Source organism: Antarctobacter sediminis (assembly GCF_019218285.1).
In the GTDB taxonomy this organism is placed as follows: Bacteria; Pseudomonadota; Alphaproteobacteria; order Rhodobacterales; family Rhodobacteraceae; genus Antarctobacter; species Antarctobacter sediminis.
Window position 1 is genome coordinate 523,679 of record NZ_JAHUZG010000003.1, and the last position, 21,494, is coordinate 545,172.

At 63.6% G+C, this 21,494-nt stretch carries 18 protein-coding genes; 3 read left to right on the top strand and 15 right to left on the bottom strand.

Going from position 1 to position 21,494, the window contains the following annotated elements; translation table 11 throughout:
- Positions 1-17: 17 nt before the first annotated feature.
- From KJP30_RS17505 to KJP30_RS17515, 3 genes are all read right to left on the bottom strand, one after another.
- On the bottom strand, positions 18-1,850 hold the full coding sequence (locus tag KJP30_RS17505; protein ID WP_218450624.1) for an SH3 domain-containing protein: 1,833 nt from the start codon (positions 1,848-1,850) through the stop codon (positions 18-20).
- A 182-nt stretch (positions 1,851-2,032) separates the two neighbouring features.
- Positions 2,033-2,761 carry an amino acid ABC transporter ATP-binding protein gene (locus KJP30_RS17510; RefSeq protein WP_218450625.1) on the bottom strand — a complete coding sequence of 243 codons (729 nt, stop codon included), beginning with the start codon at positions 2,759-2,761 and terminating at the stop codon, positions 2,033-2,035.
- Positions 2,761-3,573 carry an amino acid ABC transporter permease gene (locus KJP30_RS17515; RefSeq protein ID WP_218450626.1) on the bottom strand — a complete coding sequence of 271 codons (813 nt, stop codon included), beginning with the start codon at positions 3,571-3,573 and terminating at the stop codon, positions 2,761-2,763. The genes KJP30_RS17510 and KJP30_RS17515 overlap by 1 nt, the downstream gene beginning before the upstream one ends.
- 161 nt (positions 3,574-3,734) lie before the next feature.
- Here KJP30_RS17515 and KJP30_RS17520 point away from each other — a divergent pair, with 161 nt between their 5' ends.
- Complete coding sequence (locus tag KJP30_RS17520; RefSeq protein ID WP_218450627.1) at positions 3,735-4,640, top strand: bestrophin family protein; 906 nt, start codon at positions 3,735-3,737, stop codon at positions 4,638-4,640.
- A gap of 54 nt (positions 4,641-4,694) precedes the next feature.
- Here the strand turns inward: KJP30_RS17520 and KJP30_RS17525 are convergent, their stop codons facing one another.
- Positions 4,695-5,510 carry an ABC transporter substrate-binding protein gene (locus tag KJP30_RS17525; RefSeq protein ID WP_218450628.1) on the bottom strand — a complete coding sequence of 272 codons (816 nt, stop codon included), beginning with the start codon at positions 5,508-5,510 and terminating at the stop codon, positions 4,695-4,697.
- Between the two features lie 174 nt (positions 5,511-5,684).
- On the opposite strand from KJP30_RS17525, the gene KJP30_RS17530 reads away from it, so the two are divergent.
- Entirely contained in the window at positions 5,685-6,503 is an 819-nt protein-coding gene (locus KJP30_RS17530) for a metallophosphoesterase (protein WP_218450629.1), read from the top strand.
- 8 nt (positions 6,504-6,511) lie between these two features.
- Here the strand turns inward: KJP30_RS17530 and KJP30_RS17535 are convergent, their stop codons facing one another.
- The 5 genes from KJP30_RS17535 to KJP30_RS17555 all read right to left on the bottom strand — a co-directional run bounded on the left by KJP30_RS17535 (position 6,512) and on the right by KJP30_RS17555 (position 11,763).
- The gene (locus KJP30_RS17535) at positions 6,512-7,474 is read right to left on the bottom strand and encodes an aldo/keto reductase (RefSeq protein WP_218450630.1); all 963 of its coding nucleotides are present in this window, start codon (positions 7,472-7,474) and stop codon (positions 6,512-6,514) included.
- 301 nt (positions 7,475-7,775) lie between these two features.
- Complete coding sequence (locus tag KJP30_RS17540) at positions 7,776-8,036, bottom strand: hypothetical protein (protein WP_218450631.1); 261 nt, start codon at positions 8,034-8,036, stop codon at positions 7,776-7,778.
- Between the two features lie 93 nt (positions 8,037-8,129).
- Positions 8,130-8,468 carry a hypothetical protein gene (locus tag KJP30_RS17545; RefSeq protein ID WP_218450632.1) on the bottom strand — a complete coding sequence of 113 codons (339 nt, stop codon included), beginning with the start codon at positions 8,466-8,468 and terminating at the stop codon, positions 8,130-8,132.
- Positions 8,469-8,796: 328 nt separating this feature from the next.
- On the bottom strand, positions 8,797-9,258 hold the full coding sequence (locus KJP30_RS17550) for a DUF411 domain-containing protein (protein ID WP_218450969.1): 462 nt from the start codon (positions 9,256-9,258) through the stop codon (positions 8,797-8,799).
- Positions 9,259-9,336: 78 nt separating this feature from the next.
- Positions 9,337-11,763, bottom strand: coding sequence for an FAD-dependent oxidoreductase (locus KJP30_RS17555; RefSeq protein WP_218450633.1), 2,427 nt, complete (start codon positions 11,761-11,763; stop codon positions 9,337-9,339).
- Between the two features lie 157 nt (positions 11,764-11,920).
- On the opposite strand from KJP30_RS17555, the gene KJP30_RS17560 reads away from it, so the two are divergent.
- On the top strand, positions 11,921-13,456 hold the full coding sequence (locus tag KJP30_RS17560) for a trimethylamine methyltransferase family protein (RefSeq protein ID WP_425515718.1): 1,536 nt from the start codon (positions 11,921-11,923) through the stop codon (positions 13,454-13,456).
- A 7-nt stretch (positions 13,457-13,463) separates the two neighbouring features.
- Here the strand turns inward: KJP30_RS17560 and KJP30_RS17565 are convergent, their stop codons facing one another.
- From KJP30_RS17565 to urtA, 6 genes are all read right to left on the bottom strand, one after another.
- Positions 13,464-14,912: a methyl-accepting chemotaxis protein gene (locus KJP30_RS17565; RefSeq protein WP_218450634.1), complete on the bottom strand. Its 1,449-nt coding sequence runs from the start codon at positions 14,910-14,912 to the stop codon at positions 13,464-13,466.
- A 185-nt stretch (positions 14,913-15,097) separates the two neighbouring features.
- Positions 15,098-15,796 (bottom strand): urea ABC transporter ATP-binding subunit UrtE, encoded by a 699-nt coding sequence (urtE, locus tag KJP30_RS17570; protein WP_218450635.1) that lies wholly within the window; start codon positions 15,794-15,796, stop codon positions 15,098-15,100.
- 88 nt (positions 15,797-15,884) lie between these two features.
- On the bottom strand, positions 15,885-16,628 hold the full coding sequence (gene urtD / locus KJP30_RS17575; protein WP_218450636.1) for an urea ABC transporter ATP-binding protein UrtD: 744 nt from the start codon (positions 16,626-16,628) through the stop codon (positions 15,885-15,887).
- Positions 16,625-17,788 (bottom strand): urea ABC transporter permease subunit UrtC, encoded by a 1,164-nt coding sequence (gene urtC, locus KJP30_RS17580; protein ID WP_218450637.1) that lies wholly within the window; start codon positions 17,786-17,788, stop codon positions 16,625-16,627. The genes urtD and urtC overlap by 4 nt, the downstream gene beginning before the upstream one ends.
- Before the next feature lie 210 nt (positions 17,789-17,998).
- Positions 17,999-19,942 carry an urea ABC transporter permease subunit UrtB gene (gene urtB, locus KJP30_RS17585; protein WP_218450638.1) on the bottom strand — a complete coding sequence of 648 codons (1,944 nt, stop codon included), beginning with the start codon at positions 19,940-19,942 and terminating at the stop codon, positions 17,999-18,001.
- Between the two features lie 105 nt (positions 19,943-20,047).
- Positions 20,048-21,328 (bottom strand): urea ABC transporter substrate-binding protein, encoded by a 1,281-nt coding sequence (gene urtA, locus KJP30_RS17590; protein WP_218450639.1) that lies wholly within the window; start codon positions 21,326-21,328, stop codon positions 20,048-20,050.
- Between the last annotated feature and the right edge of the window lie 166 nt (positions 21,329-21,494).

Consider the following 21,494-nt stretch of genomic DNA (forward strand, 5'->3'; position numbering starts at 1 on the left):
GCTTGGTTGGAATCGGGTTACTGACACCGGATCGAGAGGTATTTCTTCGAGGCCCAGCCGGTGACCCCGCCGGTGCCGCGTTGTGGGTTCATGCACTGTCCCGAGAGGCAGCGGACCTGGGCCCAGTTGCCGCTCTGGTTCAGCACCTGAAGTCTGTCGCCGAGGTAGGTCTCGGAGATGATCCGGCCGCGCGTGCTGGCCTGCGTCCGGATATTCAGAAAGCCGGACCCGTTGTTGCGGGTGTGGCTGGTGAGCCTGTTCAGGTTGATCACCGTCGCGGTACACTGTGCGACCGGGCGGTCTGTCGGCTTGCTGGAGGCGAGGTAGCGGTTGGAAACCCACCCGTTCTGCCCGTTCGACAGACGCACGTTGTTCCAGCCGTCGTTTTCACCCAGCACGGTCACCTTGTCGGCAAAGTCGATACGGTTGATCACGCCATACTGCGTGCCCGGGCCCGAGCGGACGTTCAGGTGGTCGGTCCCGGTGACATACATCGTGTGTGTCTGCGTCGGCGGCGGAGTCACCACCTTTTCGGGCGTCTTGAGATAGGTGATCCGTTCGATCACAACCCGCGCGATACAGTCGGCATCGGCACCACAGCGGTCGCGGGTTCCGGTACGCCAGGCGTGTTGCTGGGTCGCGGTCACATTGCGGGCGGGGGCCTTGTAGGCACGCTCCATCTCTTCGTCGAGACCGGCAAGATAGCGGTCGCCGCAGATCGTGCGTTCGGTTGTGTTCAGGTTGCCCGACTTGCACCACCACAGCAGCGGCTCTTGGGGGCGGGTATCGACCACGGGCGGTGCAACCGGGGTTTCATCCGCGGTGCACTGACGTGCCACGTAGGATTTGGCGAGGATCGAATAGCCGTGCTCGCCGCAGACCTGAAGGTAGGCTTCGTAGGCGAAGCATTCGTTGAACTCCTTGGCCTCGGCATAAAGCGCATCGCACAGTGCCAGTTCCGGCTCGACCGGGGGCGGCGTGACCTCGCCATTGTCGGCGGGCGGTGCCGGTGGGTTGACCGGATCGGGGGCCCCGGGGACAACGGCGGCCTTGAGGATCGTCGATTGTGCCAGAATTTCGGCCATGGGAATGGCATAGTTCACCGCGTCACGGTTGGACCCGGCATGATGCAGGCCCACGACCTTTTGCAACGAGGCGTCGATCACAGGTGAGCCAGAGTTGCCCGGCAACGTGTCACAGGTGTGCAGAAGCTGCCTGTTCGACAGGGCAGGCGCATTGGCGCGGCATTTCTCGCGGCTGATGCGCTGGGCTTCGCCCATCGGGTGGCCGATCACCCAGTAGGGATCGTTGTCCTGCGGCGTGACGGCTGCAAGATCCAGCTTGCCGAATTCGGACGAGGGATCGCCGATTACCTCCAGCACTGAATAATCCAGATCCTTGGAGGACTCGACCGGAGTGGGCACCACGGTAAAACGGCGCGTGCCCTGATCGACGCCGGGCTGACGATAGCCTGCCACGAACAGCACCGAGTCGATGCGCGTGGCACCTGCGCGTTCGTTGTTCAGGATGCCCGGCACGCAATGGTGGTTGGTCAGGATGTGCTTTTTGTCGACGATGAAGGCGGTGCAAGGGTAAACGCCTGTATCCGTCAGGATATCCAGTCGGCCCACCGCCAGCCCCAGCTTGGAAAACACGCTGTTGGGCGAATAGTTGAGGATCGGTTCGTTGTTATAGTCGCCGATCGCCAGTTCAAGGTTGATGTCGCTGCCGCCCCCGGCCGCCTGATTGCGGCGCAGCACCACGCTGCCAAAGCTGGTCCGGTCGAACCCGACGAAGTCCTGCGCGTGGGATGGGGCCGGCGTCATGGCCGAAAGTCCCAGCGCAGTCATCAGTGTTGCCAGAGCAGCAGCGGTACGCACGACGAAGATCCTTCAAAAAAAGGGTTTCCAAAAGTCGTGTTCAGTTTGTTCAGAAGGGGCCGTTGCGTCAACGAAGGAAAACCCGACCTTGGGAAAAGTCGGGCAAAATCGGGAGTTTGGGATCTGGTCGCCGGGGGTGAAACCCGTGATGCCTACAGCACGCGGGACAGGAAGGCGCGGGTGCGCGCCTCTTGCGGGTCGTTGAAGACCTGTTCAGGCGTTCCGGATTCGAGAATGCGCCCCTCGTGCAGGAAGCAGACCGTATCGGCCAGTTCGCGTGCAAAACCCATCTCATGGGTTGCAAGAACCATGGTCATGCCCTCGGCGCGCAACTGTCGCAGAACGTCCAGAACCTCACCCACCAGCTCGGGGTCCAGCGCCGACGTGATTTCGTCGAACAGCATGATCTCGGGGCGCATGGCGAGCGCGCGCACGATCGCGACGCGTTGTTGCTGGCCGCCGGACAACTGGTCTGGGAAATGCTGCATCCGGTTGGCAAGGCCGAAACGGGCAAAAAGCTCGGCTACCTCGGGTTCCAGTTCGGCGCGGCTGCGGCCATGAACGCGACGCGGGGCCAGCATCGCATTGTCCAGCGCGGTCATATGCGGGAACAGGTTGTAGCTTTGGAACACCATGCCGATCCGCTGGCGCACTGGCTGCGGGTCGAACCCGGGTTCCGAAATATCGGTGCCGTCCAGCGTGATGCTGCCGTCGTCGATGGGTTCCAGCAGGTTCATGCAACGCAGCAGCGTGGACTTGCCCGACCCCGAGGCACCGATCAGGCAGATCATCTGCCCTTTCGTGACTTCTAGGTCGATGCCCCGCAGCACGGGGTTTTCGCCAAAGCTCTTGCGGATGTCGGACAGGATCAGGCTTGCCATCAGCTGCGCGCCTTTCGTTGCCGGTTCATCAGGTGGTCGGCATAGCGTGTTGCGGGAATGGTGATCGCAAGGAAAATCAGCGCCGCGCCCACATAGGGTGTGAAATTGGCCATCAGCGACTTATAGACGCCTGCCTGCCGAAAGATCTCGACCGGGCCGATAAAGCTTAGCAGCGCCACGTCTTTTTGCAGCGCGATAAAGAGGTTCATGTTGGCGGGCACCACGCGACGGATTGCCTGCGGCAGGATCACGAAACGCATGCAGTCTGCCGGGGCAAGCCCCAGAGACAGCGCGGCGGACCGCTGACTTTCGTGGATGGATTCGATGCCCGAGCGGATGACCTCGGCCACATAGGCGGCGTAGACAAGGACCAGAGCCAGAGAGCCCCAGATATAGGGCGAATTCCAAGGGCGTGGCAGGCCAAGGCCGGGAATGCCAAAGCCGATCAGGTAGATCACAAGGATCACCGGCAGACCGCGAAAGATATCGGTGTACAGCACCGCCGCCAGCCGCAGGGGATAGAGCGCTGGCGTGCGCAGGTCCCGCGCGATGGCCACCGCCAGCCCCAGCGCCGCAATCAGCGGTGCGCACCACGCAAAGATCGCGATGTCCAGCAGAAAGGCATTCAGCAGGCCGGGAAAGGTCTTGGCAAAGACTTCTCCGTTGAAGAACACGCGCTGCACCCTGTCCCATCCCGGCGCAAGCGGGATCAGGACAACAAGAGCGATCACCACGGCAAGCGTGGATCCGGCGGCGATAAGATTGGCGCGACGACGTTGCCGCGCTTCGAATATCTGGCGACGAGTGGGCATGCGCCGCGCCATAAGACGAAACAGGCCCGATGGGAAGGGTCTGAAGACGGTTTTCGCACCGGCAAATCCTGCGGCGAGTCCGATCCGGGGCTTTCGATCCGATCGGGGCCGGGGTATCGCGGAACTGGTGGTGCCACCAAGGTTCAAAGACAGGAAAGCCCATGATCGTCCGAGACCAGCCGTCCTCTCTGCGCCTGTTCCTTGTGCTGCAAGGCTCTGTGGTGCCGATGATCCTGTCCAAGATCCTCAGCATCACCCTGCTGTCGGTGATCGTCCTTTTGGTGGACCTGCACGTGATGACCCTGCCGCATATCTCGATCGCGGGGATGGGCATCTTTGGCGTGGCATTGTCGCTGTTTCTCGGCTTTCGCAACAATGCCGCCTATGACCGCTGGTGGGAGGCGCGCAAGCTGTGGGGCACGATGATCGCCGACGTGCGCAACCTCGGTCGGCACATGTGCATCTATGTCGGCAAGGGGGAAGACCGCGAAAGGATCCTGTCCTGCGTGGTGGCCTTCGCGCATCTGCATCGGGGGTTCCTGAGGGGCGTCGACGTGCGGGACCAGATCACCGGCTGGGTTGGCGCCGAAAAGGCCGATGTGATGCTTGCACACAGGAATCCGGCGGATGCGGCGCTGCGGTCGATGGCGGACCAGATCGCCGATCTGTCCCGGACCGGCGGTATCAGCGGCTATGGGCAACTGACCCTGTCACAGACCTTGTCATCGCTGGCCCTTGCGCAGGCCGGGTGTGAGAGGATCTCGACCACGCCCTTGCCCTATGTCTATTCGCTTTTGGTGCGGCGGACGACCTACCTTTATTGCTGGCTTCTGCCCTTCGCCCTGATCGAGGCGGCGAACTGGTTCGCACCGGTGGTCGCGGCGGTCGCGGCCTATGTGTTCTTTGGCCTTCAGGCGGTCACGAACGAACTGGAACAGCCCTTTCGCCACGTGCAGAACGGCCTGCCGCTGGACGCCATGTGCCGCACGATCGAGATTTCCGTGGCCGAGGCGCTGGACCGCACCCCGCCAGAGCCGTTGTTGCCCGGCAACCACGTGCTGACCTGAGAGCGGCCAGAGCGGCCCGAGCGATCGTGAAGCGCGCCCGGGCCAGTGATAGGGTTACTCGATGACCGGAACGCCGGTGGTTTCCTGAAGCCACTCGGCCTCGATCTCGGCCAGCTTGCCACTGTCTTTCAACGCGGTCAGGGCGGCGTTGACGCAGGGTTTCAGCGCACTGCCTTCTTCCATCAGCAGGCCGAACTGATCGGGATTCTCGGTCCGCTCGGGCGGGAACTGGCCAAGGATCACGCCGTTTTCCAGCACAACCGCCGCAAGGTACAGCGCGGTCGGAAGGTCGAACAGCGCGGCGTCGATCTGGCCCGCCTGCATTGCGGCAGTTACGTCGACGTTGTCACCGTAAAGCATCGGCTGCTTGTCGGGATCGATCAGGTCGGTCAGCATTGGCACGGCGGTGGTATTGGCATCCGCGCCCCACAGCAGCGACTTGAGGTTTTCAACCTTGGGTTCCGCGCCAGCGTCAACCACCGATTGCGTGGTCAGAACGGCCATGGCCGAGCTGTAATAGGGCAGCGAGAAATCGACGACCTTTTCACGATCCTCGGTGATCGAGAACTGTTGCAGGTTGAAATCGAAATCCTTGGCGCCGGGCTGGATCGACTGATCGAAAGAGGTGCGGACCCATGTCACCTGTTCGGGCGCAAAACCCATTTCTGCGGCGACCGCATAGGCGACGGCGGCCTCATAGCCTTTGCCGCTTTCAGGGGCGTCGTCCAGCACCCAGGGGAAAAAGGCCGGGTTGCCGGTGGCCACGGTCAGCGTGCCGTCGGTCAGGGTCTTTCCGGCAGCACAGTCGTTCTGGGCAAAGGCGGCGCCCGCCAGCCCGCAGGCGAGGGCGGCATAGATCGTCAGTTTCATAGGAGGGTTCCCCTGTCCTTGTTTGATTGGCGACAGCTTTGCCTTGCGGCGCGGCGTTGTCAATTTGGCTGCGGTTTTCCGCGCTGGCGTTTGGGCCTGAACGGGCCGTGCCATGTCGTGATGCTGTCACGCCCGGGGCATAAGATGCGCGGGATTCGGACCGGGGGACAGGCCATGAAATTCATTCATATGTCGGACATTCATCTGGGTGTGCCGGGCATGTTGATCGAGGGGATCGACCCGCACGAACGGTTGGCGCGTGCCTTTGGACACATTGCCGAACATCATTCGGACGCGGCGCGGCTGATCATCACCGGCGATCTGACCCATTGGGCCGATCCCGAGGCCTACGCGGCCCTGAAACAGGCCCTGCGGGTACTGCCGATGCCGGTACGCCTGATGGTGGGCAACCACGACGACCGCGCGGTGTTCCTTGACCATTTTCCCGATCATCCGCGCGACGCGGGTGGCTTTATCAACCACGCCGAAGACCTTCCCGAGGGGCGGTTCATCTATTGCGACACGGTTCAGCCGCAGACCCACGCGGGTCATTTCTGCGCGGCTCGGCGCGGCTGGCTGAAACAGCAGCTTGAGGGCTGCGACACCGCCTTTTTGTTCTTTCATCACAACCCGCTGCACCTTGGCGATCCGTCGACGGACATGCTGTCTCTGAACGACCGTGATCAGGGACCGCTGCGGACCCTGCTCAAAGCGCATCGCGCCAAGATTGCGCATATCTTCTTTGGCCACGTACACGAGCCGCTTTCGGGCACCTTGGCGGGTATTCCCTTTTCCGGCGTTGCCTCGACCGTACATCAGGCGATCCCAAACCTGTCACCGTCGAAACTGTCGGGTATGGGACCGCTGGATCCGTCTTATCGCGTGGTTCTGATCCGTGGCGAGGACGTGGTGGTGCACCAGATCCCCTTCGCTTGGGATGGCGAGGTGATCTGGCACGGCAACGATTGGGAAGACTGGGCCAAAGAGGCCTGAGTACGGCTTCAGCCGGGCTTGTAGGCGCGGTTGGCCTCGGGGTCTTCGTCCGAGAAGGGCAGAGCGGAGAGGTCGTCCCACAGCGCCTCGGGCAGTTTCATCGCCGCCCAGTCCAGCGTTTGCTGCACGCGTTCCGGTTTCGACACGCCCACGATGGTCGAGGTGATGCGCGGGTCGCGCAGCGAGAATTGCAGCGCCGCCGGTCCGGTCGGCACGCCGTGGCGGGCGCAGACCTCCTCGATGGCGCGGACAGGGGCCAGCGCGGCGTCGTCGGCCTCTTGATAGGTGATGCGCGGCATCTGGGCGCTGCCCTTGGCCAGCACACCGCTGGCAAAGGGGGCCGCGTTCAACACGGCAATTTCATTGTCATAGGCATAGTCGAACATGCCATCGGCCGCCCGGTTCAGCAGGGTGAAGCGGTTGTGAGAAATCAGCGCGTCGAAAGGATAGGCGCGCAGGATCGGCTCCATGATGTCCAGCCGCCCCATGGCAAGACCGACCGCCTGCGCCAGCCCCTCTTCCTTGAGCTTGAACAATTCGTCCAGCGCGCCGCCTTCGCCGGTGATCTCTTGCAGATCGCGGGCATGTTCCGGGTCGTGCAGGTGAAGCAGGGGGATGGTGTCGAGGTTCAGCGCGGTCAGGCTTTCCTCAATGCTTTCGCGGACGCGGGTCGCGTCAAAGCGGCCCGTTTCCATGTCGCGGTCCAGTTTCGTGGACAGGACAAAGCCGTCGGGCAGGCCGCCGCGTGCCTTGATGACCTGCCCGATGCGCTCTTCGGATCGGCCAAAGCCGTAGTTGCGCGAGGTGTCGAGAAAATTCACCGGCCCGTCGAAGATGGCATTGATCGTGGCAAAGGCCCGGTCATCGTCAACGGAATACCCGTAGGTGTCGGGCATGTCGCCAAGGGCCGAGGCCCCGAAACAAAGCTCTGTGACGTCAAGGTCGGTCTTGCCAAGGGCGTAGCGGGCCATGGGGCCTCCTGAATGTCCGGGGTTTGGGCAATTTGTGACCGGATCGGGCTGGGCTGGCAAGGGGCGCGCGGGTGTCCACGCGTGGACAGTTTGGGGGGACTGCGGAATCGATGGGTTACAGGGGCAAATTTACCCTTTGTTTGGATTTGCCCGGCGCAGGCAGACGCCGCGGCCCCCCGGTCTGGAAACCCTATCAGACAGAGGGGCATGCCAGATTTCTGCCGGGCAGAATGCGCGGCAAGACCGGCATTCGCAGGATGTGCTGCGATCGCCGGTTTCCGGAGAAGGCGTCTACAGCCGCCTACTTGCCGACCCATCCGGTATAGCTTTCGCCTTCGTCGTTTTCCGCCGTACACGGTTGGCCGACGGTGCGCGGCGGACCGGACAGAAAGGCGCGAAAGGATTCGTTTACACATCGGTCCCCCAAGTCGGTGACATGCAGGCATTGGCCGACAATCTGGATAAAACCCGGGCCGCAGTAATCCGAGCATCCCGCTTCCAGGCAGGTCTGAGCGGATGACGGCACGGGGATCGCCATCCCCGAGGCCGCGAGCGCCGCCATTGATAGAAACTTTCTGAACATGTCATTCCCTCTCTGCTGGATTGCTTCCCATTGTCCGGGCCCGAGTGCGCAGATCGCTCGAATGCCCGACGTTCAATACGCGGCGCAGACGGAGGCGCTGAGCGCGACAAGTGCTTCGTGCGGGACGGATTGCTTGTCAGGGTAACTCTGGTAGACGGCGCCCCACATCCATGACGCGGACGCCCCGCATCTGACGGTCAGGTCGCCCCTGAAATCCCCTGTCTTGCCCTCGCCCTTGAGAGTGACGGAGCAGGTTCCATTGCCGTTGGAACGGACGTTTTCGACCCACCAGTTCTGACTGTAGACGCCTTCGAGGTCTTCTGTGTAGGAGCCTCCGCCCCAACAGTTTGCGATTGCGGCGGATGGCGCAAGCGCCCCGACCAGAAGAGCAACGATCAGTCTGCATGTCATGACGCGGCGTCCAATTCTGTCTGTGGGCAAAGCCGAATTGCACCCGCCAGAAAGCGTGACTACCCCGACCTTGGCCGACATTCCCCAAGCGGAATGCCATCCATCAATGGGCGCTCACGTTTGCGCATTGTCAGAAAATATTGGGCACCAATCATGAACTCCCATCTGGAGAAGCCTACGGGATAACCCGGGTAATAGCGACCCTGCTGTGGGCAGGCGTGGACGGGGCCACCGCCTTGGCCGCCGGGTTTTCCACCAAGACAGCTGCGCCCGCGCAGCGGGCTGCAGGGGCGCAGGTGCATCGCGAGGCAAAACGCGTGGCCGGACGTCAGGCGGCGGGGTAGTGAGTAAACACCTCAGTCGTGCCGTCGCGGCGGATGAGGTGGACGTCGTAGGCCTCGCGCTCGGACTCTGGGCCCATGCCGGGCGAGCCGTAGGGCATCCCCGGAACGGACAGGCCGCGGGCGTCGGGGCGTTCGGCCAGCAGGCGACGGATGTCGGCGGCGGGGACATGGCCCTCGATCAGGTAGCCGTCGATCCGCGCGGTGTGGCACGACGTCATTTCCGGCGGGATCCCGTTGTCCATCTTGAACCGGATCAACGCGGCGTTGTGCGTATCCTCGGTTGTGACGGCAAAGCCCTCGCGCCGGAGGATCTTGACCCATGCGCTGCAACAGCCGCAGTTGCGATCCTTGAGCACGTGGATCCGGGGCGTCTCGGCGCGCAGCGCACCGGGAAGGGCGGTGGCCGCAAGGGCGCCCAGCAAGAGGCCCCGTCGGTGAATGGTCATGGTCGTCATATGCAGTCCCTGTCTGGTTCCGCAAAAGCAGATAGGGGTTCCGGTGGGGGGAAGGTCAAGACCGGCGGCCTATCCTCGCGGCAATGTCATCTGCGGATCATAGGGGCTGGGGTCGATGACCTCTGCGGCGATGCGATCGCCCAGCAGGTCGAGGTCCAGCCGCGTGCCCGGCGCGGCCAGATCAGGATCGACAAAGCCGAGGGCCAGGTTCATCCCGGTCCGAAACCCGTAAGCGCCCGAAGTCACCGTGCCGACCACCCGGTCGCCCTGCATCATCGAGGCGCCGGGCGCGGCTTGGCGGTCCGGGGCGTCGTGGCGCAGGGTGACAAGGTGTTTGCGCAGCCCGACGTCCTGCCGTTTCAGCAGTGCCTCCTTGCCGTGGAACGCTTTGTCGAAGGTTACGAAACGGTCCAATCCGGTCTCGAAAGGGGTGAATTCGGTCAGCAGGTCGGCCTTCCAGTGCAGGAAGCCCTTTTCCAACCGCATGGACTCGACGGCGAGGCTGCCGAACAGGCGTAGCCCGTGTTGCCTGCCCGCCTCGCGCAGGGCGGTGTAGGCGGCAAAAAGCGAGGCGTTGGGGACGTGGATTTCATAGGCCAATTCGCCGGAAAAGCTGACCGACAGCACGGTGGCCGGGGCGTAGCCGACGAAACACTCGCGGGCCGACAACCACGGAAAGCCGGTGGCAGACCAGTCGCCGCGCGCAACCTCGGACAGGACGGCGCGCGCCTTGGGGCCGGCAAGAACGAGGATGGTCTGATCGTTGGTCAGGCTGCGGATGCGCACGTCTTCGCCGGGGCGCAGATGTTGGCTCAGCCAGTCGCGGTCATGGTATTCCGAAGCCGCCGCCGACCCGTACCAAAGCCTGTCCGGCCCCCGGTCCGAGGCGGGCAGGTTGGCGAAGGTCGCCTCGGCCTTGATCATGCCGTGGTCGTTCAGCAGATAGCCAAGGCCCACGCGGCCGTCCTTTTTCGTCACCCGGCCACAACACAGCCGATCCAGAAAGGCATGACGGTCGGCGCCGGTGAGTTCGAGGCGGTTGAACCCGTTGACCTCGCAGAGGCCGACGGCGGTCTGCACGGCGGCCACTTCTGCCCGAACGGCGTCATGCGCCTCGTCAAAGCGGAAGCTGGGCGTGACATGTACGCCGGGGGCAAAGACCTCGGCCCGTTCCCAACCGTTTACCGGCGCGAAATGCGCGCCTTCGGCCTGAAGCACCGGGGTCAGGGGCGTGGTCTTGGCCATGCGGCCCGCCGGACGATGTTCATTGGGGAAATGAAAGCGGAATTCATTCTGGTAGTCCTGGATCGCCATGCGGGCGGTCAGTTCCGTGTTGGCATGGCCGGTAAAGCGGCGCGGGTCGATACACCAGCTGTCATAGCAGGCCTCGCCATGCACGATCTGCTGTGCCAGCATCCAGCCGTGGCCGCCGCCTTCGCCAAGGCCCGCGCGCAAGCCGATGATGCAATAGGCGTTGCGCTTGCCGGGGATCGGGCCGACCAGCGGCGCGCCGTCGATGGTATAGGTGATCGGGCCGTTGACGACGGTGGTGATGCCCACCTCGGTCAGGGCGGGCATCCGGGCAAAGGCGCCTTCAAGCACATCCATCACCCGTTCCAGATCATCGGGGCAGAGCGCGTTGACGAAATTCGGATCGATCCCGTCCATGCCCCATGTCTTGCAGTCCTGTTCGTAAAAGCCGACCAGCAGGCCGTTTTTCTCTTGCCGCGAGTAATAGTCCGAAATCGGGCAGCGGATCAGCGGCATCCGGTGGCCTGCCTCCCGGATAGCGGGGATCTCCTCGGTCACGAAATACTGGTGTTCCATCGACATCACCGGGTGATGCACGCCCATCATGGCGCCGACCTCGTTCACGCGATAACCGCAGGCGTTGATGACAACCTCGGCGTGGATCTCGCCCTTGGGGGTGGTCACAATCCACGTGTCATCGGACAGTTGCCGCAGAGCGGTGACGGGCGTGTTGCGGTGTACCTCTGCCCCGGCCTTGCGGGCGCGTCGGGCCAGCGCCTGACACAGCTGGGCCGGGTCGATGTCGCCGTCCAGCGGATCCCAGAGCCCGCCGATCAGGTTGTCGGTCGAGATGAGCGGATGGCGGCGGGCGCATTCCTCAGCGTCGATCACCTCGAACGCCACCCCCATGCCGCGTGCCATCGACGCGAAATGCCGGTATCCGTCCATCTGCGCCGCGGTGTTGGCAAGGCGGATGCCACCGTCGGCGTGGTGGTAGGTGATGGGGTAATCCGGGTCCTCGGCAAGCTCTTTGTACAGCGCGATGGAATGGCTTTTCAGGCCGACCATGGTCTGGTTCATGCCAAAGTTCGTCACCTGCGCCGCCGAATGCCAGGTGGTGCCCGAGGTCAGTTCGTCCCGTTCCAGCAGCATCACATCGGTCCATCCCTCCTGCGTCAGGTGGTACAGCGTCGAGCAACCGGCAATGCCTCCGCCGATGACGACGGCGCGGGTGGTGGTCTTCATGTCTGGTCTCCGTTCTGGCAGCCGTATCGGGGCGGAAAGCCGGGCATCGGGCAAGGGTGGCGATCTGTGTTAAGCGTCTCGAAATGTGAGTTTTCGAAAGCCTGTAGCTGCACGAGGTGGCTTGCCAGATAGCGGGGCCGCGACCGTAGTGGCGGGCATGGAACGCGATGATATGCAGAAATCCCGCCGGGCGGGTCGAGGCGGTGGCCGTCAGGCGCGCCATGCCGCCCGGGCGGCGGGGCCGGTCAACCCTGCGCCACCGGGCCAGCGGGGTGGGCAATATGCGCCGCTCAGCGCCCCGGATATCGAGGCGATCTACGGTGCGGCCAAGCGGTTGCTCCGGGATCTGGGGATGGGCGAGGTGCCGCCTCGCCTGCAAGCCGACCTTGTGGCGGCAGGTGCCGAGGCGCGCGCGGGGCGCGTCCATTTTCCTGCCAGTCTGGTCGACGACGCCGTGGACAAGGCCGCCAGACAGTTTGTCCTGCACGGGCGCGATCCATCGCGGTCAATCGAAGTGGGCGGCGACCGCGTGCATTTCGGAACCGGCGGCGCGGCGGTGCAGGTGCTGGATCTGGACAACGGCAACTATCGCGCGGCCACGCTGAGGGATCTCAAGGATTTCACGCGGTTGCAGGACGGGTTGGAGAATATCAGCTGGTTCACCCGCTGCTGCATCGCCACGGATCTAGAGGATGTGCGCGACCTTGACCTGAACACCGCCTTTGCCCTGCTGTCCCACACCACGAAACCGGTGGCCACGGCCTTTACCCTGGCCGAGACAGTGGCGCCGGTGGTGGCGATGATGGACATGGCGCTGGGGCAAGAGGGTGCCTTTGCGGCGCGGCCCTTCGTCAAGGCGCATATCAGCCCGGTGATCTCTCCGATGCGCTATGGCGAGGACGCGGTCGAGGTGGTCTATGCCTGCATCGACCACAATATCCCGCTGTCCTGCATCACCGCCGCGCAGGCCGGGGCGACGGCCCCCGCCACGCTGGCCGGGTTCCTTGCGCAATCGCTGGCGGAAACGCTGGCCAGCCTTGTCATGGTCCACGCGATCCGGCCGGGGCATCCGATGGTGTTTTCCAACTGGCCCTTTGTCATCGACCTGCGCACCGGGGCGTTTTCCGGCGGCGGCGGCGAGGTGGCGTTGATGAACGCGGCCTCGGCGCAGGTGTCGAATTGGCTGGGCCTGCCTTCGGGGGTGGCGTCGTCGATGACCGATGCCAAGGCGGTGGATGCGCAATACGGCGCGGAAAAGGCGATGACGGCATTGGCGGCGGCGCTGGCCGGGGGCAACCTGATCTATGAAAGCGCCGGGATGACGGCATCGCTGTTGGGGGCGAGTTTCGAGGGCTTTATCCTCGACAACGACATGTTGGGGGCCGTCTATCGCATGTTGCGCGGGGTCGAGGTCAGCGATGAGACGCTGGGGGTCGATGCGATCTGCGAGGCGGTGCTGGGCGAGGGGCATTTCCTCGGCTCGGCCCAGACCATGGCGGCGATGGAGCGGGACTATCTGTATCCGCGGCTGGCGGATCGGACAGACCCGCGCAGTTGGCAATTGGCGGGCGCGCAGGATGCCTGGACCCGGGCACGGGACGAGGCGCGCAGGATCCTGTCGTCGCCCGGGCCAAGCTACCTCAGCTCGGCCCAGGATGCGGCGATCCGCGCCGCCTTTCCGCAGTTGCGCTGACCTAAAGTCAGGCGGCGGCCTGATTTCGGGTTGCCACCTGTGCCGGATTTGCCGCGCTGCCATGCAGGCGCAGGCCGGCCAAGGCGCGTTCCACCTCGGATGCGTTCTGGCGCATGATGGCCGCGGCGGCGGTGGTCTGTTCCACCATGGCGGCGTTTTGTTGGGTGACCGAGTCCATCTGGCTGACGGCCGAGTTGACTTCGGACAGGGCGGTGGATTGCTCGCTTGATGCGGCGGCGATGGCGGCAGACAGGCTCGACACCTTGTCGAAACTGTCCACGATGGCTTGCAGGTTGCGCGCGGCATTGTCGATCAGGTCTACGCCGCTGGTCACCTCTTTCGAGCTGTTCGAGACCAGTTCGGTGATCTGCCGCGCTGCGTCCGACGCATTGCCGGCCAGCACGCGAACCTCTTCGGCCACGACGGCAAAGCCGCGTCCGGCGCTGCCGGCCCGCGCGGCCTCGACCCCGGCATTCAGGGCCAGAAGATTGGTCTGAAAGGCGATGTCGTCGATCAGCCCGATGATGCGGGTAATCTGATCCGAAGACGTTTGAATCCGGTTCATGGCACCGGATGCCTCTTCGACGGTTCGGGCGCCCTCCATGGCGGTCTGCGCGGCGCTGGCAGCGACGCGGTCAGCTTCTTGTGTGTTCTCGGCAGAACTGGCGACATTTTCGGTCAGCTCATGCACGGCGGCGGCGGTTTCCTCCAATGAGGCGGCCTGATTGGCGGTGCGCTGGGACAGATCGTCGGCGGCGGCGGAAACCTCTTCGATGATCTTCACAAGGTTGGCCATGGTGCCGGTGACTTTGGTCATCGTGTCCCGCAGGCTGTCGGTGGCACCATTCAGCTTGCGCCGCACATCATCGAACCGTTCGGGGTAGTCGCTGTTGTCCGGTCCGGGGATGACATGGGTCAGATCGCCCTCGGCCAGTTTGTCGATCGCGGTATTTAGATGGGCGAAAGCGGCGGATTGCTCTTCGGCCTGAATGCGAAAGCAGGTTTCGACCACTCTTTCGATGTCCAGCGCAAAGGCGCGGGTCAGTACGCCGACCATGGTGGCCAGTTGCGCGCGTTTTCGCCTTGGCACCCGTTTGAACAGGGCCGTCACCAGATCCGATGTCGCCAGCGAATAGGCGGACATGTAAGTGTCCAGTGGCAGGTTGATGCGGGCATGTGTGCGCCCGATCCGATCCACCGAGGCAAGGTAATCGGCATCAAAAGTGGCGGACAGCAAACGTGTCCAATGCTTTTTTTGCGCGTTGCGCGCGTAATCCATGCGTTCCGGCCCGTCGAAGAAGGCCGCAGCCTCTGGATCGGCTTGGGCGCGGGTGTAGAAGGCGGCCAAAACGGCATCAAGTTCGGGCTGTAATAACGTCCCGACCTCTCGCAGTAACTCTGCGTTCTTGCCGTCCAATTGGAAGTGCGAAAGTTTCTTGGTCAGATCGTTTGTCATCGGCTGTTCCGTTGCTGATCCCGTGGTGATCCCGGTCGCGTGGCAGCCATATAAGGGCAGAGAGGTTAACAAGCCCGTCGCGTCAGGCCGGACAGGCGGCATTTCTTGTCTGGCGTTTGCTTAAAGTTGTCCCTGCGTAAGGTTCGAGATTGTGTTGATAGGTCAACGGTTTGCCGATTTTCTGGTCAGACTGATACCTTTTTCAGCAGCACCTCGCGCGGGGTGTCCGCCTTGGGCGCGTCATGGATCACGCGGCCCCGTTCCAGCGCCACGAAATGGTCGCCAAGATCATAGGCGAAGTCGAAGAATTGCTCGACGAGGATGATCGCCATGTCGCCCTTTTCCCGGAGATAGCGGATCACCTCACCGATCTGTTTGATGATGTTGGGCTGAATCCCCTCGGTCGGTTCGTCCAGCAGCAAGAGCTTCGGCTGGGCAATGAGCGCGCGTGCAATGGCCAGCTGCTGTTGCTGTCCGCCAGAAAGATCGCCGCCGCGCCGGGCAAGGAACTGCTTGAGGATCGGGAACAGTTCAAAGGTTTCCTCGGGGATGCCCCAGTCGGATCTGGGCAGGCAGGCATAGCCGGTTTCGAGGTTTTCGCGCACGGTCATCAGGGGGAAGATGTCGCGGCCCTGCGGCACGTATCCGACCCCCGCGCGGGCCAGCGTATGGGCCGAGGTGCCCTTGGCGACAGGTTTGCCGTCCAGCGCCATCTCGCCGCCCGAGCGCGGGTGCGTGCCCGAGATCGCCTTGAGCAACGAGGTCTTGCCGACCCCGTTGGTGCCCATCAGGCAGGTGACCGCGCCGGGTTTGGCCGTCATCGAGATGTCATGCAGGATCTGGCTGTGGCCGTAGTGGAGGGTCAGGTCGGAAAGGCTCAGCATGGCGTTGGTGTTCCTGTCATCCGGGCCCTGCGCGGGTTTGCGCGGACGGAAGTGAGTATTTGTCCCAAGAAGAAGCGGCGGGTCACTTTTACCGGCCAAGGTAGACTTCGATCACCTGCGGGTCGCTGGTGACATGGTCGATGGAGCCTTCGGCGAGGACCGAGCCTTCGTTCAGGACGGTGACCTTGCAGCCAAGGCGGCGAACAAATTCCATGTCGTGTTCCACCACGACGACGGCGCGGGTCTTTGCCGCCTCGACCAGCATTTCGGTGGTTTTTTCGCGCTCGGCCGGGGTCATGCCGGCGGCGGGTTCGTCGACCAGCAGCAGGCGCGGTTCCTGTGCCAGCAGCATGCCGATTTCCAGCCATTGTTTCTGGCCGTGGCTGAGCTCGCCCGCGGGGCGGGGCAGTTCATCGGTCAGGCCGATCTGTTCGGCGATAGTTTCGATCCGATCCGCGCCCTGTCGGGTCTTTTTGTAGAAGAGCACGTCGAAGGGGCCGCGCGGGTTTCTGAGCGCCATGGCGAGGTTTTCGCGCACGGTCTGGGCCTCGAAGACGGTTGGCTTCTGGAATTTGCGGCCGATGCCTTCGCGGGCGATGGCGGATTCCGACAGGCCGAGGAGGGAAATCCCCTTGTCGCCCCAGAGCACATGGCCTTGGTCCGGTTTGGTCTTGCCGGTGATGATGTCCATGAAGGTGGTCTTGCCCGCGCCGTTGGGACCGATGATCGCGCGCAGTTCCGGTTCTCCGATCTGGAAGCTGAGGTTGTTGATCGCCTTGAACCCGTCGAAGGACACGGAGACGCCGGACATTTCAAGCAGGGTCTTGCTCATGATTTCCTCGCGAACTTGTCGACCAGACCGCCAAGACCTTGCGGGGCGAACAGCGTGACGGCGACGAAGGAGAGGCCCAGCAGCACCAGCCACCAATCGGTCCACTGGATCGTGTAGACGCCGAGGTCAATGTCGGGGGCGCCACCGCCGGTGAACCAACTGGAGGCCAGCGTGACGAAGACCGTGCCGAGGACGGCGCCGTAGAGCCGGCCACGCCCGCCGATGGCCACCCAGACGGCGAGGTAGATCGAAGCGATGGGGGCGATTTCGGCCGGGTTGATGATGCCCGCCTGCGGGTAGTAGAGCGCGCCCGCGATGCCGGCAACCACGGCGGTGAGGGTGAAGACGAAGAGCTTGTAGCTTTCCACGTGATAGCCGAGGAAACGCACGCGGGTTTCATCGTCGCGGATGGCGCGGATCACGCTGCCCATCTTGCCCGAGGTGACGAAGGCAAACAGGACATAGCCCAGCGCCAGCGCCACGGCGGAGGCCCAGAAGAAAGCCATGCTGACCACGCTTTGCGGGGTGGATTCGAAACCGGGGATGTTCTGGAGGCCCGAGAGGCCATTGTTGCCGCGCAGCCCGCTGTCATTCTGGAACAGGTAGAGCGAGAGCGCGAGGGTCATGGCCTGGGTCAGGATCGAAAGATAGACCCCGGTGACGCGGCTGCGGAAGGCCAGCCAGCCGAAGACCAGCGCCAGCAGGCCGGGCACCAGAACGACCATCAGCAGTTGCATTGGCAGGGAATGGGCGAAGGCCCAGATCGGCGGGAACTCGGACGCGCCGACCACGCCGAAGATCTGGGTGGCGATGGCATCGGAGAGTTCTTGCGGGGAGGGGGGGACGACCTGTGCCGCCATGCTTTCGGTGACGATGACCTCGGTCCGGGCATACATGAGCCACATGCCCACCGCGTAGCCGCCGATGCCGAAAAAGGCGAAATGGCCGAGGCTGAGGATGCCGCAATAGCCCCAGACAACGTCCATCGCGATGGCGATGAGGCAGAGGCAGAGGGTTTTGCCGAGGGTCTTGACGAAGCTGGTCGAGATCAACCCGGTGCCGGTTGCCTCGGCCATGAGGGTCACGACGCAGGTGAACAAACCGAGGCAGGCGAGGAACCAGAGGACTGAGGGGTTCTTGGCGAAGAAGCTGCGGGTCATGCGATCGCTCCCTGAAGCGGATGGCCTGTGGGTCCGGGGGCCGGTCGGGGTGGGGGCGCTGCCCCCTCTTGCCCGCTGGGCAATTCACCCCCGGGATATTTCCGGACAGAAGAAGATGGGTGTTTCGCCTTTCTTCCACCGGAGGGGGTGGGGGGGAGGGGCGTTACGAGAACGCCGTTCAGGTGGCTGCAATACAGGGTGCGCATGGTCTCAGTCTCCTGCCGCGCGGCCCTTGAGGGCGACGATGCCCTTGGGGCGGAACTGGATGAAGAGGATGATGAAGAGGATCATGTAGGTCTGCGCCGCCAGAGTGTTGGACGGATTGAACCATTCGATGCCCTTTTGCAGGGTGCCGATCATGAAGGCGCCCGCGAGCGTGCCCCAGACATTGCCGACGCCGCCCACGACCACGGTCATGAAGCTTTGCACGATGTAGTCGGCCCCCATTTCCGAGGTGACCTTGGCGTAGAGCCCGATGGCGACGCCCGCGATGCCGGCGATACCGGAGCCGAGGCCGAAGGTCATCATCTTGATGCGGTCGGGGTTGATGCCCATCGAGGCGGCCATGCGCGGGTTTTGCGTCACGGCGCGGACCTCCAGCCCGAGGCGGGTTTTCTTCAGAATGAAGAGCAGCAGGGCAAGGAAGAGCAGCGCCAGAACGAAGATCGCGATGCGGATGTAGCTGATGGCGATGACCTCGTTGATCTGCCATGCGCCGTCGAGCCAGCCGGGCGAGGTGAGGGGGCGCGCCTGCGTGCCAAAGATGTTCTTGGCCAGCTGTTGCAGGGCAATCGACACGCCGAAGGTGGCCAGCAGCGTTTCCAGTGGCCGGTTGTAGAGCCAGCGGATCACCAGCCGTTCCATTGCCACCCCGGCGGCGAAGGTCACGGCAAAGGCCAGCGGCAGGGCGATGATCAGCGACAGCGTGTAATCGGGGATGAACAGTTGCACCACGTAGCCGGTATAGGCGCCCATCATGATGAATTCGCCATGCGCCATGTTGATGACGCCCATGACGCCGAAGGTGATGGCAAGGCCGATGGCGGCGAGGAAATAGATCGAAGCCAGCGAGATCGCATCCAGCCCGAGGTCGGCAGCCCGGCTGATGCCGACGCGGCCTTGCACATCGATCCATGTCTGTTCGGCGATGTCCGTGATGGTCCTGTCGGGTTCGTCATAGGCCTCGTAGATGGTCCATCCGGCGAGGGTTTCGGTGACGATCTCGGGCGTGGCGCGGGGCGGGACGGTGCCTGCCGCGGCCAGCGCGTCATAGGCGCGCAGGCGCATGTCGGGCGCGCCCAGTTGGCTGACCGGGATGCCGCCGACCTTGCCGCCTTGCACATGGCTTTCCAGCAGCTGGCGGATCGCGGAGGGGTTCAGCAAGGCCGGTGCGCCGGCGGGTTCGGCAATCATCGCGTAGGCCTCGGCCGGTGTCAGGTCGGTGCCGGGCTTCAGGATGCGGGCGACATTGGCGTCTTGGGGGAGGGTTTCGGCGATCTGCGTCCTTGTGGTCAGGATCTGCGACAGGACGGCGCGGCCATCGACGCTGAGGTCGCCGGACAGGGAGGCGATGGCGTCGATGCGGGCCTGCGGTGTCTCGCCGTAGCGGGCGACAAGATAGGTCAGCAGTTTCTCTTTGCGGGCCTTCAGCGCGGGATCGGGCTCTCCGTTGATCGACGCAGAGAGCGGCGCGATCTGGCCGGGATCCAGCCCGCGGGCGATGGCCTCGACCGCTTCGGTGCGGCGGGCAATATCGGGATCGGACAGCTGGAATTGCACCAGCGCCTCGGCGATGGCCTTGCGCACGCCGCCGTTGGGTTTGATCTGCTTCACCGCGCCTGAATCGACGCCGGTTTCGACCGGTTCGCCGCTGGCGAGGTCAAGCAGGGTCAGGCTGTCGCCGCTGTCCTCGATGTAGAAGAACAGCCCGTCCTCGGTGCGGACATGGACCTCTTTGTCCTGCCAGCGTTCGAGGAAGCGCGGAACTTCGGGCAGGCCCGAGGCTGTCAGTGCCTCCAGCACGGGGCCGACGGTCTTGCGCGAGGGTTTGGCGACCTCGGCCTGATGCGCTTGCAGGATGGATTGCAGGTCCTGCGAAAACCCGGGCGCGGGAAGCCATGCGATCAGGAGAACCGCAAGAAGGGCACGAAGCATGTGTCAGCCTGTCATTGGAAAGGGGACCAAGCGGCGGGGCAGCGTGCCGCCCCGCCTTGTGTCATGCAGGGGCAGGGCGGTGGGACCGCCCCGCGCGCTGCCGGGTCAGTAGTTCGACTTGAGCTGAACGCAGGTCGAGGTCTCGGTGTTGTACATGCCGCAGCCGAGGTCTTTCCAATCCGACTTGAGCACGGCCGATTCCGGCAGGAAATCGGTCCAGGCGTCGCCCGGAACCGGATCGGTCTGGCTGATGATGTCGAACTGGCCTTCGGCGGTGATTTCGCCGATCAGGACCGGCTTGGTCAGGTGGTGGTTCGGCAGCATGACCGCGGTGCCGCCGGTCAGGTTCGGAAATTCCTGTCCGTACATGGCGGTGCGCACCGCGTCGACATCGGTGGTGCCAGCCTGCGAGACCGCGTTCACCCACATGTTGAAGCCGATGTAATGGGCCTCCATCGGGTCGTTGGTCACGCGATCCTCGCCCATGCGGGCCTTCCACGCTTCGACCCATGCGGCGTTGGCGTCGGTTTCGGCGGACTGGAAGTAGTTCCAGGCTGCGAGGTGGCCGACGAGGTTGACCGTGTCGAGCCCCGAGAGTTCCTCTTCGCCGACCGAGAAGGCCACGACGGGGATATCATCCGCCGAGATGCCCGCAGCCGCCAGTTCCTTGTAGAATCCGATGTTGGCGTCGCCGTTGATTGTGCTGATGACGCCGACCTGCTTGCCGTCTTCGCCCAGCTTGACCACGTCGCCGACGATGGTTGCCCAGTCAGAGTGACCGAAAGGCGTGTAGTTCACGAAGATGTCTTCTTCGGCGATGCCCTTGGATTTCAGGTACGAGGCGAGGATGTTGTTGGTCGTGCGCGGATAAACGTAGTCAGTGCCGAGCAGGGCGAATTTCTCGACGCCCAGTTCCTCGAGGAAGTAATCCACCGCCGGGATCGCCTGCTGGTTCGGAGCCGCGCCGGTGTAGAAGACGTTTTTCGACGATTCCTCGCCTTCGTATTGCACGGGGTAAAAGAGCAGGCCGTTCAGTTCCTCGATCACCGGCAGCACGGATTTTCGCGACACCGACGTCCAGTTGCCAAAGATCACGTCAACCTCATGCACGGTCAGCAGTTCGCGCGCCTTTTCGGCAAAGAGCGGCCAGTCCGAGGCCGGGTCGACCACGACCGCCTCAAGCTGACAGCCCAGCAGGCCGCCTTTTTCATTCTGCTCGTCGACCAGCATCAGCATGGTGTCTTTCAGGGTGGTTTCCGAGATCGCCATGGTGCCGGACAGCGAGTGGAGCACGCCCACCTTGATCGGGCAGTCCTGGGCGCTGGCGCCGCTGGCGATGATGGCCAGTGCGGCGGCACCGGACAGCAGTTTCGTGAAACGGTTCATTCCTGTCTCCCCGCGGGCAGGCGCCCCTTGTCCCGGCATGGCCAAGGACATAGGTCCTTTCCCGCAACTGTTTGTTGCATCCAGTGTGGCGGCCTGATGAGCTGCAAACTTTCTTGGTCGCCACACGCCCTCTTCCGTTCATCGTCAAGCAGCGCGGTTCAGGCGC

What these genes read in the sequence shown, in the direction of transcription:
- KJP30_RS17505 (WP_218450624.1), bottom strand. Translation starts at nt 1,850, where the DNA reads ATGACTGCGCTGGGACTTTCGGCCATGACGCCGGCCCCATCCCACGCG.
- KJP30_RS17510 (WP_218450625.1), bottom strand. Translation starts at nt 2,761, where the DNA reads ATGGCAAGCCTGATCCTGTCCGACATCCGCAAGAGCTTTGGCGAAAAC.
- KJP30_RS17515 (WP_218450626.1), bottom strand. Translation starts at nt 3,573, where the DNA reads ATGCCCACTCGTCGCCAGATATTCGAAGCGCGGCAACGTCGTCGCGCC.
- KJP30_RS17520 (WP_218450627.1), top strand. Translation starts at nt 3,735, where the DNA reads ATGATCGTCCGAGACCAGCCGTCCTCTCTGCGCCTGTTCCTTGTGCTG.
- KJP30_RS17525 (WP_218450628.1), bottom strand. Translation starts at nt 5,510, where the DNA reads ATGAAACTGACGATCTATGCCGCCCTCGCCTGCGGGCTGGCGGGCGCC.
- KJP30_RS17530 (WP_218450629.1), top strand. Translation starts at nt 5,685, where the DNA reads ATGAAATTCATTCATATGTCGGACATTCATCTGGGTGTGCCGGGCATG.
- KJP30_RS17535 (WP_218450630.1), bottom strand. Translation starts at nt 7,474, where the DNA reads ATGGCCCGCTACGCCCTTGGCAAGACCGACCTTGACGTCACAGAGCTT.
- KJP30_RS17540 (WP_218450631.1), bottom strand. Translation starts at nt 8,036, where the DNA reads ATGGCGGCGCTCGCGGCCTCGGGGATGGCGATCCCCGTGCCGTCATCC.
- KJP30_RS17545 (WP_218450632.1), bottom strand. Translation starts at nt 8,468, where the DNA reads ATGACATGCAGACTGATCGTTGCTCTTCTGGTCGGGGCGCTTGCGCCA.
- KJP30_RS17550 (WP_218450969.1), bottom strand. Translation starts at nt 9,258, where the DNA reads ATGACCATTCACCGACGGGGCCTCTTGCTGGGCGCCCTTGCGGCCACC.
- KJP30_RS17555 (WP_218450633.1), bottom strand. Translation starts at nt 11,763, where the DNA reads ATGAAGACCACCACCCGCGCCGTCGTCATCGGCGGAGGCATTGCCGGT.
- KJP30_RS17560 (WP_425515718.1), top strand. Translation starts at nt 11,921, where the DNA reads ATGGAACGCGATGATATGCAGAAATCCCGCCGGGCGGGTCGAGGCGGT.
- KJP30_RS17565 (WP_218450634.1), bottom strand. Translation starts at nt 14,912, where the DNA reads ATGACAAACGATCTGACCAAGAAACTTTCGCACTTCCAATTGGACGGC.
- urtE (WP_218450635.1), bottom strand. Translation starts at nt 15,796, where the DNA reads ATGCTGAGCCTTTCCGACCTGACCCTCCACTACGGCCACAGCCAGATC.
- urtD (WP_218450636.1), bottom strand. Translation starts at nt 16,628, where the DNA reads ATGAGCAAGACCCTGCTTGAAATGTCCGGCGTCTCCGTGTCCTTCGAC.
- urtC (WP_218450637.1), bottom strand. Translation starts at nt 17,788, where the DNA reads ATGACCCGCAGCTTCTTCGCCAAGAACCCCTCAGTCCTCTGGTTCCTC.
- urtB (WP_218450638.1), bottom strand. Translation starts at nt 19,942, where the DNA reads ATGCTTCGTGCCCTTCTTGCGGTTCTCCTGATCGCATGGCTTCCCGCG.
- urtA (WP_218450639.1), bottom strand. Translation starts at nt 21,328, where the DNA reads ATGAACCGTTTCACGAAACTGCTGTCCGGTGCCGCCGCACTGGCCATC.